Here is a 14,154-nt window from a genome sequence, read left to right on the forward strand (position 1 = left end):
AGAACGCTGATGGTTCCTGGACGGCGCGAGAGGCCGACGAGGATCTGATGCCACTATGCAGGGGCCATCACCAAGCGGTCCATCGGCTGATGGACCGGAAACGAGACTTCTACGGATGGGACCGGCGACGGGCAACGCTCGTGATCGTTGCTTACCTCCGTTCGAGAGGGGAAAAGAAATGACAATAGATTCAACAACCGGAGGGTCCACGATGAGCGCGAGCAGTGCTGCGAAGCCGATGCTGTGTGAGGTGTGCGGACGTTTCGCTGATCTCGAATGGCACTCAATCAGCGTGGATTACAACACCGCGATTGAGTGCTCGGCCTCGGTCGCATCAGGTGGAGCGGGGTACTGGTTGTGCTCGGATCTGTGCCATTCAACGGCACACGAGCTGATGAGGGACGAAACCGGGGAAGGCCGTTCTGCAAAGGTCATCGGCGCAATGGTGCGCCGCTTAGCCGAGGCAGTGTCAGTAAAGGCACGTAAGTATCACAAGAAGGGACGGACCAATGGTTGACGAATCCGACACCACTCCGGAATCTGAGGACAATGTGGATCCTAGTGATCTCGATGCTCTGTTAGCGAAGATCACGGACCCGGAACAGGTCTACGGCAGTACCCAGACGTCGTCATACGTCGATCCAGGCCTGATGGGATTGGCAGAAGAGACCGCGCACCCAGCCTGGTTGGGGATCCGGTGGCGGGAGATCCCTGTCGAACTTCAACAAGAAGCATGGGTGGGTCTCCGCCGCTGGGTGGACTGGCTGATCGCGGAATTCAAGATCACCAAGGCAGTGATCCCTCCCTGCTGGTTCCGTCACTCAGAAATCGTTGCCGAACTCCATGCAGCTATGAACCTGGAATGGAAGGCCTGGGAAGAGGGCGCTCCGACGGTGAACCCGATGTGGATGTGGTTGCCCCAGTTGCAGGCCATGATCATGCGACTGCGCATCTTTGTTGATGAGCTCGGCGGGTGCGGGGAGGGAAAGCATCACGAACCCGAACTGGTGAAACGTGATTATGACGAAGACCTGTGGGAGTCCACCGTGTTTACTCGCACAGAGACGAAGACAATGGATCGGCCCGAAACCGCAGGAGAGGCGACGTATGTGCGGGTGCGAGCTGTCGACAATAACGGCGAGATCGTCAGCGAGTCGAACCTCGGAGGTGCTGGAGCGATGCGAACGGCTCGCAGAGACTCGACGGCTGTCCTCACTGGTGATGGTGTACCTGGTGGGTCGGATGCTGTGTTGACGACAACAGTGAATCAGGTGCCCGAAGTTGTCGAACTTGTGTGGGAGAAAGCTGACTCCCAGGACGGTCCATGGACTGGTTTCGATGATGACGATGAACCCAAAGAGCAGCCGCCTGCGGACCTGTGAGCGGTTGAGAGAACGAGTCGAAAGCGGGATTCATGATGGGACAAAGAGAAGCGTTCGAGCACCGGCTGGGTACGTGTTTTCGCACTGAAATCCAGGTTGCTGACGAAGACGGTGGAGCCTGGATGATTGAGGACCTCGACGGCTACGAGATCTGCTGGATCTACGAGTACTCCGATGGCTGGAAACGCAATACCCCGTTGGCGAACTACCCGCAGGGCCGTTATAAGAGCTTCAGAGCTGCGTTGGATGCTCACGTGGCCGCGATCGATGCGTCCGCTGGTGTTCAGACTGATGAGTTGTTCTGGATGGGCAAGGGCCTGCCTCGGTGGATTTGATCTGTGGCTGATCTTGCGGAGTGAAGCGAAGCTGGGCGAAAGAAAGGGTTAAGGAAAATGAATGCGGCAGGAAATACGACTGTGACTGAGGAAGAGCTCGCGGCAGCTGAGGCCAGGGCCAGAGATGAGTTCGGTGTTGCCAGTGCCCGATTGGAGCGGGCACGGAATGTACTGGGGCGTCTGCAGTGCCGGTTCTCATGGGAGCCTGAAGACGCCCGGCCCGGGTGGTCGGCGTTGTGGTGTGGACGCCCGGACGGCCATGACGGGACTCATGATGCGCGGTTCTATCTGGAAGAGAACCCTTGCGAGGATTTCGCGGTTGCGGTCGCCGAGTATGTGTTGGCAGATCGTGATGCTGGGATCGCATCACAGCGATGGTTGGACGCCATTAGCGCGGTTCAATGGAAGGAGGATCCTGACGACACCTGGCAAGAAGGAGAGTTGGACAGGGTGATGGAGTCGAAGGGGTTGATGGAATCGGAAGATGAGATGTCGTCGGAAGACACCGAAATCGTCGACTTATTTGATCAGTATCCGTTGGACGGGTTCTGGGATCCACGATGGGGCAGTTGGTTGAGTGAGACCGAAGAGGTTGTGAACCAAGAGCAGCCGCCTGTGGACCTGTGAGCGACCAGGATGAGAAAGGAAGAAGTCATGGTGAGTGAGACCGAATTTGCAAAAGCGGTGTGTGAGTTGCACCTGGCGGTTGACGCCGCTCGACAGGCAGAAGTGGAAGTCTCCGAGGCTCGGTGGGCGTTGGAGGAGATGCAATGCTTCAAGGAGTTCCAACTCGTTGTTCCGTATGAGGACGGTGACGACTTCGCGTTTGTGTTGACGCTGTGCGGACTTCGAAAGGGGCATGAGGGGCCGCACGCTGAAGAGCCGATGACGCCCGAACACGAGTCGGCAATCATCCTCGACGAGGTCCATACAATCCCAGAGAACTCAGGGTGGATTCGCGAAATGGGCCGGAAGGCCCGAGCGTTGTTTGCGGTGGGACCGGACCGTGGGTGAGTCCTCTCGCCCAACGGGTTTGAGCGAGGTAAAGCGGTGGCCTGAATGCCCAGGTCACCGCTTTCAGTGTGTTTACGGTGTTTCGGGTGGAAATGTTTGTCACTCGAAGAGACATACCGGCTGGTGGGTACTCCTGGTGAGTCGCAATGAATGCGGTCTCACGATTAAGGAGAGTGAGCACGATGGCCGAGAAGAGAACTATCAAAGCATATGTCGCCGCCGACCCCGAACGGATTACCACCCCGGAGGGCAAGCAGTTCGCTGCGTTTCCCGTAGTCGAGAACAAACGGTATAAGGATCCGGAAACGCAGGAGTGGAAAGACGCAAAGGCCACTCGATACGACGTCACTGTCGACCAGCCGAAGCTACGTGAGAACGTGCTTGCCTCACTCGAAAGGGGTCAGCGAGTCACCGTCGAGGGCAATTACGTTGCCAAGCCCTTCATTGATGGGGCCGGCAATCAACGAATCGGACACAAGATCTTCGGCCACGATGTTTCGGCCAGCTACATGCACGAATCACAGGGTCGCGGCGGTGTTGCCGTGGGACGGGACAGCCAGCCGGACGTGAATCAGAATGTGAACGGGCCGGAGACCGAGCACGAGAACTCGCTTGCATGGGGGCAGAACCCGGACCCGTACCCACAACATTCACAGCAGTTCGCGGACCGTGGTCAGCCAGTCCACCAGCAGTACACACCGCCACCGCCACCGGACCACGCGCCGGATGCCGGTCTGGGACGGTGACCGGCAATGGCTGAAAATTCGGAAGAAGGCCCCGCTGCCGGGGGTGATCTGCAAGAACGCATGGTCGGTGCTGCTGACGCACAGGTGAGGCGAATGCGGCGGGAAGTGGTTGCAAGTCTCGCGGATGCACACGAGAAATTGATGAAAAGTCCCGCCCGCGACCGTGACGTCCTCCATGGGCAATTGCATGCTGAACTGCGGATGATTGCGGACAGGGCAGTCTACGCAAGGGACCAGTATCAGGCGGTCTCCGAACTGTCTGGAGTCGAAGAAGTCCAGCAGGAGATGAGCGCACGTGCGGCCCATCTGAGTGCTTTCAGCGATTCTGTCGTCAACGCTGTTATGGACCGCCGACCATGGCTGGCTGGAATGTCGGTGACGACCGCAGAGGTGGTCAGCCCTGAGAAGCTTCCCGAACTGCGTGAAACACCAGAATGGGGTCTGATGCAGCAGGCCAGTATCGAAGCCACCGTATCGTGCATGCCACCGTCCCCTGATGGTTGGTCAGCCCCCACCGGTGCAGGACTCAAACGCTTGAAAGAGCACGACGCAGATGTTGCGGCGTGGTTGGTTGCTGACGAACCGCCAGTTTCGGAACGTTCGGCTGATGGGCCAGCGACTGGGCACCTGTTGCGGGAGGCGGTGGGACAACGTCTCAAGGTGAGCTGTCAGCGCACCGACATCAGTTGGTTGGCCATGGACACGGCGTTTACCAAGGCCTACGAATTCGATACGCGAGAACCGGCGATGGAGTCGGTCGGAGTGCCTGAGGGCGGCGATCTCGAGGAAGAGCGATTCGTGCCAGTGCCGGACCAGGGCGCGTTGTCTCCGACTAGTGACTGGTGGGCACTGCGCAATGGCATCCCGGTCGAGATTGATTCGTTTCCGGCTCCGAACGAGTCTGTTCAGCAGCACGCCGACGTGCGATTCAAGCTCCCCCGCCCGGTGTGGGAGGCAAGCCGGGCATACATGGGACCGGCGTTCGACCACGCTGTGATCGAGGGCGAGAGCGACGTCGACGTGACCGTCAGCGCACAGAAACGCATCGAGCTGCGAAAACGAGCCGAGGACGTGCAGTTCAGAACCGTCTACGAGGCGGAAGAACGTATCGAATTTAGCCAGAGCAGCGACGACTATGGACTCGACGGTGGTGAGACTGTGGGGCAGGTCGAGGAACTGCGCGACGATGCGGAGCGGGTCGCTTACCAGTGCAGTGTCGTCGTGGGTGCGCTCAACTCAGCCAAGCCGGTCACCATGCACAACAGTGCCCCGGCTCCGGCGGTGGCACCACACATAGTTCCTCCAGCGACCCCGGCGGTTGCCGGTGCCGACCTGGATCGGTGATCGAATATGGATCCCTACTACGAGGACGAGCACGTGGTGATCTACCACGGCGACTGCAGTGAAATCTTGCCGCAGTTTTCAACTGCCGACCACATCATCACGGACCCTCCTTATGGAGAACACATTCACCCGAATGCGCGTTCTGGTCGAATGAGAGCAGCCAACGACCGGGGAGGCCGCTACGGTGCCGATGTACGCCGCACCGTTGACCTAGGGTTCGACCATCTTGACGAGGACCTCAGACGCTGGTGCGCTGCCGAGTTCGCCCGTCTGGCCGAGCGGTGGGTGCTCGTGTTCTCCGACGTTGAATCTGATCACCTCTGGCGGTCCGACCTGACAGGGGCCGGATTGGACTACGTGCGTACAGGGGCATGGGTGAAGCTCGGAGCGACACCACAGTTCTCTGGGGACCGTCCCGCAACTGGCTTCGAGGCAATCACTATCGCTCACCCGAAAGGTCGGAAGAAGTGGAACGGCGGGGGCAAACACGCCGTGTGGTCGTTCCCAATCGTGCTCGACCGTGGCCGCACCGGGGCGCGGCTCCACACCACTCAGAAACCCCAGGAACTCATGCACACGCTTCTGTCACAGTTCACGGACCCCGGTGAGACGATCCTCGACCCGTTCGCTGGGTCAGGAACGACTCTGGCAGCGGCACGGATGCTCGGACGAAAAGGGATTGGCATCGAGATCAACGAACGCTACTGCGAGGTGATGGCACGTCGTTTCGACCAAGGAGTGCTCCCAGTGGGAGACACCAGCGACACCCCCATCACGGGCGGTTTTACCCGTCTCAGTGCCTGAAGCAACACGAGAAAGAGGATGACCATGAACTTCATTGAGCTAGAACAATTGCACGCAGAGCTAGCGGCAGCGCCTCCTGGAACGGCGATGCGTTTGGGCGTGGCAGGTAATACGCCGGATGATGTCGCGTTGCGCTGGGAACGCTGGAGTGAACTGGCCGACTACGAACAGCAGTTGCGCCGCCAGGCTCGAGACGCTGGAGAGCACGAGAGTCCTAGGATCTTCGGTCTCGATGCCGTCGGTTACGCATATGGCGACCTTGACCGGATCGAGAACGACGGCGTCCTGATGTATGCGATGGAAACACATCTAGAGACTGGCCATGGTGAAGTGTCACCCGAAGTCGTCGACCGAGTGGTCGAGGACGCGATCGCGGACGCTCGGAACCCGGACAGAACAGTGCGGGTGCCGGGACGAGACGAAGCGTCGCAGTGGTGGGAAGACGAACAAGGCGTGTATCGGAACCATCAAGAGGCTGAGAGTGGTCCTCTGGACCTGGTTGAAGCTGATGAGGCCGTAGTGCTGCTTCGGCGACGTATCGTTGACGCTCTTGTCCATGGACAGGCGATGGCGGAAGATCCGACGCGGCGTGCCGAGGCTGAGCGGTACATTAAACGGGAAATCGCTATGGCTCGTGAGCACGTGGAGCTCGCGACGAGAAAGTACACGGCAGCGGCTAGAGACTTCCACGAAACGAGGGACCGGGAGTCCACGCCTGATTCTCTTCGCGAGTTGTTCGAGGCGAACAGACAGGTTGCCGCGAGCAGAGCTGCCGCTTTGACCGCGTACTCGTTGGCCCTGGAGCGAGCAGCGCGTCGGACAACACCATTCATGGCGTGCCTGCGGCGGAGTCTGAGCGAACGATTCCCTCATCAGGACAGGGAGATTCTCGCGACCAAAGCTGGCAGGCTCACCGAGCAGTCTAGCGTCGAGGCGGCACTGCGATTGACGCCGAGAGATCCAGTGAACTGGTATCCCGACCAAGATGGGATGATCAAGCGGATCCACAGCTATATCGACACAGCCCAGGAACGTGACCGCCTCGATTGGGACGAAATGGTCGATCGACGTCATCTACCTCGCACTCCCACCCTGCGGGGGCAAGGATTAGCGATGGCGTGCTATGACGTGATCAGCAAGGAGCAAAAGGAGCTCAGCGACCGGTGGCGGAAGTTGTCATCGGTCGAACGCTCCATCGTAGATGACCGCGGAGTCAACAGTGCCCGAGCACATGACTACTCGACAGCGATTGGGCTTCCCGCCATGCCTGCTCTTGCAATGGCTGATCAGGCCAGGGAAGAGGGCGAGGGCCTGAACCTGCAGAAGTGGATGGTCGAGAAGGCCGCAGACCCGCAGAGCATGTACGGGGTGGAACCGCCCACAGTCGAGTTCGAACAGACGTCGACGTTTGAGATGTGGAAGTGAACGGTCATGGCCGATACCGATATTGCTGAGATCCGTGACCGGATGAGTCTGCGAGTTCGCGTGGTGAGGCAGTTGGGACAACGGGTGGATCAGTCACCTGAGTCCCAGATTGAGTACATGGAGGACATGCAGAAGCTTCTGGGTGGTCAAGCGAAAGACGCAGAACTGGCGGCGTCGAACCTCGCCGAGCAAGCACCGGCAGAGGCGGCAGTCATGGAACGCTACGCCGATGCTCTCGTTGCGGCCAAGGATCCCGTCACTGGGGGCCAGGACTGGGCCATCGTGAGACGGGCAATGCAGGCTGAACTCCCGGCTCAGACGGTCAAACAGCTTGAGGACAGTCAGAGCATGTACGTGACAAAGGCGGCGAGTCGGGAGGCGGCGTTGATGTCGTGGACACCGACGGCCGAAGCACCCCAGGTCGAGACCGCCTTGAACCGGTACTGGGAGGCCTACGAACAGCAAAATAGGGCATGCACGATCGATCTGGGCGAGTCCGGTCAGAAGTATGACCGGTCACGGCTCGTGTCCGAGGCGTGGAGGGCAGTGTCCAACGACGCTGATCTGTCCACACGTGCGCGGACACGGTTCGAACAATCAAGTGCCCTCATGAACGAACCCGAGTCTCCGACCGGTCAGCTCGCGGCACGAATGATGACCGTTGACCGGGCAACCGGGGTCAGCCAAACGCGAGCCTGGGACGAACACATCGGTCGTGACCGGACACCAGCAACCACCACGACCGGGCCAAGCCTGGACATGATGACCGGTCACTCGGTGACCGGTCAGGGACCGGACACCGGCCTTGACCGGTGACCGCGAGAAGCACTGTGTGAGTCCGACAGGGACCGGATAGACCGAGGGCGCAACAGACCTCCGAGGGCAAGCGCGTCCACTATTGACGTAATCGTAGGTATGTTCTAATCTGTGAGGTAAGGCAGAATGGCGAAAAAAGAGTTTGACGACGCTGAGGGTCTGTTTGACCTCATTTTTTCGGATGATGCATCGGAACAGCCGGTGCTCAGTGTCAAACAGGAACTCGTGTCGGAGCCACGAGCTGAGAGTGCAGGAGCAGGTGAGGAAGATGGCCGAGGGCCAGAGGATTCGGGAGTACGTGGAGAGGTTCGCGCCGAGCAGGGCAGCAGCGATCCAGAACCCGACGGAACACTATTCGGCGATGTTCGACGAGTACGTGAGCCGGCGCAGCCAGGTGATCGCGGATCTGGAGCCGGAGGGCGTACAGCCGAGCGCGGAAGAGCGGGCGAATCCGTTGCTGCTGATTGGGAAGAGTCGGGCGAATCGGCGGCAGGCCGAGGAGATCGCGTGGCAGGAGGTCGTTCTCGACCGGTATCCACCGGAAGTCGACGAGAGCGGCAGTCCACTGGACGACTGAGACTGACCGATTTCCTCGAGTCGGACAATATCGAGGTGGTGTCCGTGACCGGCGACGATGTTCGTCCGGTCACGGACACTGGTCATGACCGGACAGAGGCGGACACGACACCGGACACTACTGGGCCGAGGTTCGTCGTTGACCGGGCCAAAGAGTATGTGCCCTCGGGGCCAAAGGCACGGTTTCAGGCGAATCTGGCCGCGATTGAGCGTGTCCGTGAGTTGACCGAGTCCGGTCGGACGGTGACCGGTCAGGATCAGGAAGTCCTGGCCGGGTGGTCATCGTGGGGTGCCGTGGCCGATGTCTTCGATGAAGCGAAAGAGAACTGGTCGAGCGAACGTGACCAGTTGCGGCAGGTGCTGACCGACGATGAGTGGGAAGCGGCACGGGCAACGACGCTCAACGCTCACTTCACCTCCCCGGCCATCGTGGCCGAAATGTGGTCATCACTGGAGCGTCTGGGAGTCACCGAGGGCCGCGTGATCGAACCAGGGTGTGGATCCGGCAACTTCATCGGCTCGGCACCAGAGTCAATGAACATGGTCGGAGTTGAACTCGACCCACTGTCAGCGCAGATCGCATCGTATCTGTATCCGCACGCCGATGTGCGCAATGAATCGTTCGGCAAGACCCTGATTCGGCCAAACCATTTCGATGCCGCGATTGCCAACGTCCCGTTCGGCAACTTTCCCGTCTTCGACCCGTCGTGGAATCCGGGTGAACGATTCTCCATCCACAATCACTTCATCCGCAAAGCCGTCGGTGGCCTCCACGACGGTGGTGTTGCGGTGATGATGACGTCGGCCTACACCATGGATGCGAAGAATCCAGCGTTCAGGGCAGAGATCGGTCGCGAGGCCGACTTCCTGGGCGCGGTGCGATTGCCGACTGGGGCGCATCGCCGGACCGCGGGCACCGAAGTGGTCACCGATGTGCTCGTGTTCCGTAAACGCCTGCCCGGTGAAGATCCCACACCGGAGACTCTGCGGTGGGTGAAGACGCAACCGACCGACCTCGGTGAGGCCGGTGCACGGCCCTTGATGAATCGGTATTTCCATGACCACCCAGAGAACATTCTGGGCGAGCTGGAGGCGAGCACGTTCCGGGAATCGCAGATCAACGTGCGTGCCGAAAGCCTGGAGCAGGTACCGGAACTGCTGCGGCAGCGGCTGACCGCTATCGTCGATGCGGCCAACGAACGTGGTCGCGGGTACGTGGCTCCCACGGCGGAGATGCTGGCCGAGCGTGAGCGTGAGACTCCCGTCGAACTGGCTGAGGGCCAGTGGCCGGGAACGATTGTCGAGACAGAACCAGGTCATTTCGTGCGCGTCGTCTACGGCGAGAACGTGGACGTGAAGGTGCCGAAGAACGCCATGGCCGAGGTTCGGTCACTGATGGATCTTCGAGACCGTGCCAGTGCCCTCATCGAGGGACAGGTGGCCACTCCGGTCGATACCGAGGAACTGGTCGCACTGCGCGAGGACACACGGGCCGTGTGGGCCAAGCACGTCGCGAAGTTCGGTCCGATCAATCGGCACGGGATGAAGTGGCAGACGGTGACAGTTGACAACGACGACACCGGGGAGAAAGAAAAGGTCCGGGTGCAGGTGCGGCAGGACCCGAAACCGGCACAGGTCATGCGCGATGATCCGTTGTGGTCACTGACGAAAGCCTTGGAAACCTACAACGACGAGACCGGGGAAGCGGTCGCGGCAGACATTCTGCACCAGCGCACCGTCGAGCAGAACCGGCCCCTGTTGGGTGCCGACACGGCAGAAGAAGCCCTCGGACTGTGCCTGGATGCCAAGGGCAAGGCCGAGATCGAACGAATCGCCAATCTGCTGGGAACAGACGAAGCTACCGCTCGCGAAGAGCTCGGCGCTCTCGTGTTCGACGATCCGACCACCGGAGACCTGGCAACGCGGGCGGAATACCTGTCGGGCAACGTGCGCCGGAAACTGGCTGAGGCCGAAGCGGCTGCGGTCAACGATGACCGGTACACGGTCAACGTGGATGCATTGAAGTCGGTGATCCCGGACGATATTCCCATTGAGGACATCACCCCGACTATCGGGGCGGTATGGATTCCGGCGTCCGATCATGAGGCGTTCTTGCAAGAGATCGCCGGCGACCGTTGGGCGAGCGTGCATAAGGCCGGCGCAGGCTATTGGGATGTGAAGTTCGGATATGCCGGTGCACGCCAGTCGGTGCAGGCCACCACGGAGTGGGGCACATCGAGAATGCCCGTCTATGACATCTACCGCCACCTGCTCACCGGTGCAGAGATCCAGGTCATGGACACGATGGAGGATAAGACCCGTGTCCTCAACCCGACCGAGACCGAGGCGGCACGAGCGAAAGCCGAGGAAATCGCCGAACGGTTCGAGGACTGGGTGTTTGCCGATCCTGAGCGTGCTGAACGACTCAGTGCCGATTACAACCGCCGCTTCAACTCACTCGTACCCCGTGATTACACTCCAGAGGCCGAGCGACTGACGTTCCCCGGCCTGGTCGATGATTGGGTACCGAAACCGCATCAGCGCACGGCGGTGGCGAGGATGATCGCTGAACCGGCAGTGGGCCTGTTCCATGTCGTGGGTGCGGGCAAGACCGGGGCCGCTGTGATGGGAATGATGGAGCTGAAACGGCGAGGGTTGGTCACCAAACCTGCCGTGCTGGTTCCCGGCCACATGCTCGAACAGTTCACCCGCGAGTGGCAGGAGATGTACCCCAACGCGCGGCTGCTTGCTGCCGGAAGTGACGATCTGGCAGTGAAGAAAGGCAGTCTGGCTGGGCGCCGGGAATTCGTGGCCAAGGCAGCTACCGGCGACTGGGACGGCATCATCATGACACACTCGTCGTTCAAGATGCTGGGCGTGAAACCGGAGACCGCGAAGAGCTATTTCCGTGACATCACCGCCGAGCTCGATGAAGCCAAAGCGGCCATGGAAGCGTCGACGGAGAGCGAAACGAACCGCACCGTCAAGCAGATCGAGAACGCGAAGAAGAAGCAGGAAGCACGGTTGGAGAAGATTCTCGCCGCCGCTGACGAGACAAACCTGACGTTCGAGGCCACGGGGATTGACTACCTGACCGTTGATGAGGCTCACGAGTTCAAGAATCTGCACACGCCCACCTCGATTGCCGGTGCTTTCATCGAAGGATCCGAGAAGGCCACCGACATGGAGCTGAAGATCAACTATCTGCGGGACACCTATGGTGAGCGGGTGGTCACGATGGCCACGGGCACCCCGATTGCCAACAGCATCAGCGAAGCCCACGTGATGACACGGTATCTGCGTCCTGATCTGTTGGAAGAGGCCGGAGTGCGTGCTTTCGACCAGTGGGGGTCAACGTTCGGTGAGACGGTGACTCGAGTCGAACGTGATGCTGCGGGCCGGCTGAAGCAGCGGACTCGGTTCGCGAAGTTCAAGAACGTCCCCGAAATGCTGTCGTCATGGCAGCAGTTCGCCGATGTGAAGCGTGCCGAGGATCTGAACCTGCCGGTGCCCGAACAGGCGGTCAACTCCAATGGTGACCGCCGCCCCGAGATGGTCGTCATTCCTCGCACCGAGGCTCACGCACAGTACATGGAGTACCTCGAAGGACGCTTGGATAAGCTGTCGGGTCGACCAGAGAAAGGCGAGGACAACCACCTGACCGTGTACAACGACGGCAGACAGGTGGCATTGGACCCTCGCATGGTCGGCTTGGAATTCAGCGGGGATGTGAAGCTCAACTACGTCACTCGCCGAATCGCGAAGATCTGGCGCGAGAACCGCGACAACGAATACCTGGTTCCCGGCACAACCGATGTGTCCGAGAACAAGGGTGGGCTGCAGTTGGTGTTCTGTGACTTGTCGACGCCGACTGATGATGAGTGGAATGCCTATGACCAGATGAAGTCCGATCTGGTGGCCAAGCACGGGATGGACCGGTCGCGGATCCGGTTCATCCACGAAGCCAAGGACGATGAGAAGCGGGCGAATCTGTTCCGGGATGCCCGCGAGGGTCGTGTCGACGTGCTCATCGGATCCAGCCAGAAAATGGGCACCGGAGCCAATATCCAAAATCGTGCGGTGGCGATGCACCATGTTGATTGTCCGTGGCGACCCGACCAGCTTGAACAGCGTGAGGGACGGATCCTGCGGCAGGGCAACGAGAACAGTGAAGTCCAGATCTACCGGTACGCGACGGAGAACACATTCGACAGCACGTCCTGGGACATCATCGGTCGAAAGGCCACCGCGATCGCTCAGGTGATGCGGGGCCGACTCGATGTCAGAGAGCTCGACGATCCCGGCGACCTGGCGCTGGATGCGCAGCAGATGATGGCTGGATCTTCCGGAAACCCGTTGCTGGTCGAACGTACCGAAGTCGATGTGACGGTGCAGAAGCTATCTCGGCGTGCACGCGGTCATGACAAGGCGCAGGCGGCGTTGAAGTTCCGCCGAAGTTCGGCTGAGCAGCGGCTCGGGCAGATCAAGCGGATCCTGCCTGCCGTCGAAGAGGCACTGACACGACGAATCGACACGCAGGGTGATCGTTTCCGAGCACGGGTCGCCGGTGTCGAGTATGACAATCGTGGGGATGCCTCGGAAGCGATCTACTCGCATATCAAGGGATTCACTCGGCCCGGTGGCGGTTTGATCAATGGTGAGGGCAACCGCATCGAGATTGGTGGGTTCTTCGTCAACGTCGACTTCCGACACGACTACGCGACGGGTCGACGAGTCCTCCTGACGTTGGAAGACACCGGGGCGTTGCCTGAATCAGTGCAGGTGGAGATCGACTTCGACGCCATTTTGGATCCGCAGAGTTCAGCACCGCGGAATGTCGCGCAACTGCTGGAGAACAAGGTCACTGGCCTGGACAAGGTCAGAGATCGGCTGGTGGCGAACCAGAACGAGGCCGAGCAGACGCTGGAGGCCGTGGGTGAGCAGTTGGGCAAGCCGTTCAAACATGCCGACGAGCTGGCCGAGGCGGAGGCGAAACTGGCTGAGATCGACGCGAAGATCAAGGAGATGCAGGAGGCTGAGGACCGCAAGAAGCGGGAGCCGGGACCAGAGACGAATGGAGACGGGACCGAGGCCGGATATTCAGTGACGAGGGTCGCGGTGACACCCACGAGATCGGGCGTGACCGTGAGCCAACCGGAGACGGTCAAGTACACAGAGACAGGGCATCGACTGTCCAGCGTGCCTGAGACGGCGACGAACGAGGCGGAATCCGAAGGGGCCGCGCACGCTCAGAGTGCACGGATGGAACGGTCGCAGAAACTCGGCGACGAGGCGAAGAAGATCACGATTCAGATCGAGGAAAGAACAGCAGCGGCGGTGGAGCGCGTGCGTCGTGAAGCCACGGATAAGCACAAGCTCTCTCCTGCATTGAGTGTTTACCGGTATGAGCTGGAACGGGTGGCCACAATGTGCTCAACCGGATTGGAAGCTTTCTCTGCCGCTGTGGAAACGGCGGAAAGCTCAGCACACGAGGACGACCTCAAGGTCCACGAAGCACGGTTGATCGATGCTCACGGCAAGATCAAGCAGCTCCAGGAGAACCTCAAGAGCGTCGAGGCCCAGGCGGCACGGTCCCCAGGCGAGCCAGTATCACCGGACCTTTATACTCCGCCTGCGCCACAGCCGGCTACTACTGTCCCCAGCGTTGAGTGAGAAGCAGGTCTCGTCGAAAAGAGGCGTGTCATGGGTCAC

General features: G+C 60.2%; 11 protein-coding genes. All 11 read left to right on the forward strand.

All coding sequences use genetic code 11. From position 1 onward, the window contains the following. The first annotated feature begins 509 nt into the window (after window positions 1–509). The 11 genes from HX613_RS03055 to HX613_RS22480 all read left to right on the forward strand — a co-directional run bounded on the left by HX613_RS03055 (window position 510) and on the right by HX613_RS22480 (window position 14,115). Window positions 510–1,382 (forward strand): hypothetical protein, encoded by an 873-nt coding sequence (locus HX613_RS03055; protein WP_235344017.1) that lies wholly within the window; start codon window positions 510–512, stop codon window positions 1,380–1,382. Window positions 1,383–1,504: 122 nt separating this feature from the next. Beyond that, the gene (locus tag HX613_RS03060; RefSeq protein WP_235344018.1) at window positions 1,505–1,717 is read left to right on the forward strand and encodes a hypothetical protein; all 213 of its coding nucleotides are present in this window, start codon (window positions 1,505–1,507) and stop codon (window positions 1,715–1,717) included. A gap of 81 nt (window positions 1,718–1,798) precedes the next feature. Beyond that, window positions 1,799–2,344, forward strand: coding sequence for a hypothetical protein (locus tag HX613_RS03065; RefSeq protein WP_235344019.1), 546 nt, complete (start codon window positions 1,799–1,801; stop codon window positions 2,342–2,344). Window positions 2,345–2,371: 27 nt separating this feature from the next. Beyond that, a complete protein-coding gene (locus tag HX613_RS03070) occupies window positions 2,372–2,731 on the forward strand; it encodes a hypothetical protein (RefSeq protein WP_235344020.1) in 360 nt (119 codons plus the stop codon). 146 nt (window positions 2,732–2,877) lie between these two features. Next, window positions 2,878–3,477 (forward strand): single-stranded DNA-binding protein, encoded by a 600-nt coding sequence (locus HX613_RS03075; RefSeq protein WP_235344021.1) that lies wholly within the window; start codon window positions 2,878–2,880, stop codon window positions 3,475–3,477. Window positions 3,478–3,618: 141 nt separating this feature from the next. Continuing rightward, window positions 3,619–4,821, forward strand: a complete 1,203-nt coding sequence (locus tag HX613_RS03080) for a hypothetical protein (RefSeq protein WP_235344022.1) — start codon at window positions 3,619–3,621, stop codon at window positions 4,819–4,821. A 150-nt stretch (window positions 4,822–4,971) separates the two neighbouring features. Further along, window positions 4,972–5,625, forward strand: coding sequence for a DNA-methyltransferase (locus HX613_RS03085; protein ID WP_235344023.1), 654 nt, complete (start codon window positions 4,972–4,974; stop codon window positions 5,623–5,625). 87 nt (window positions 5,626–5,712) lie between these two features. Next, a complete protein-coding gene (locus HX613_RS03090; protein ID WP_235344024.1) occupies window positions 5,713–7,050 on the forward strand; it encodes a hypothetical protein in 1,338 nt (445 codons plus the stop codon). Window positions 7,051–7,056: 6 nt separating this feature from the next. Continuing rightward, window positions 7,057–7,866, forward strand: a complete 810-nt coding sequence (locus HX613_RS03095; RefSeq protein ID WP_235344025.1) for a hypothetical protein — start codon at window positions 7,057–7,059, stop codon at window positions 7,864–7,866. Window positions 7,867–8,125: 259 nt separating this feature from the next. Further along, on the forward strand, window positions 8,126–8,443 hold the full coding sequence (locus HX613_RS03100; protein WP_193627291.1) for a hypothetical protein: 318 nt from the start codon (window positions 8,126–8,128) through the stop codon (window positions 8,441–8,443). 44 nt (window positions 8,444–8,487) lie between these two features. Next, on the forward strand, window positions 8,488–14,115 hold the full coding sequence (locus HX613_RS22480) for a helicase-related protein (protein WP_235344026.1): 5,628 nt from the start codon (window positions 8,488–8,490) through the stop codon (window positions 14,113–14,115). Window positions 14,116–14,154 lie beyond the last annotated feature (39 nt).

The sequence above is a fragment of the Brevibacterium sp. UCMA 11754 genome (assembly GCF_021532275.1).
Lineage (GTDB): Bacteria > Actinomycetota > Actinomycetes > Actinomycetales > Brevibacteriaceae > Brevibacterium.

Bases quoted from the DNA above. Each gene is read 5' to 3' on its own strand.
- HX613_RS03055 (WP_235344017.1), top strand. From the start codon at position 510: ATGGTTGACGAATCCGACACCACTCCGGAATCTGAGGACAATGTGGAT.
- HX613_RS03060 (WP_235344018.1), top strand. From the start codon at position 1,505: ATGATTGAGGACCTCGACGGCTACGAGATCTGCTGGATCTACGAGTAC.
- HX613_RS03070 (WP_235344020.1), top strand. From the start codon at position 2,372: ATGGTGAGTGAGACCGAATTTGCAAAAGCGGTGTGTGAGTTGCACCTG.
- HX613_RS03075 (WP_235344021.1), top strand. From the start codon at position 2,878: ATGAATGCGGTCTCACGATTAAGGAGAGTGAGCACGATGGCCGAGAAG.
- HX613_RS03080 (WP_235344022.1), top strand. From the start codon at position 3,619: ATGAAAAGTCCCGCCCGCGACCGTGACGTCCTCCATGGGCAATTGCAT.
- HX613_RS03085 (WP_235344023.1), top strand. From the start codon at position 4,972: ATGAGAGCAGCCAACGACCGGGGAGGCCGCTACGGTGCCGATGTACGC.
- HX613_RS03090 (WP_235344024.1), top strand. From the start codon at position 5,713: ATGCGTTTGGGCGTGGCAGGTAATACGCCGGATGATGTCGCGTTGCGC.
- HX613_RS03095 (WP_235344025.1), top strand. From the start codon at position 7,057: ATGGCCGATACCGATATTGCTGAGATCCGTGACCGGATGAGTCTGCGA.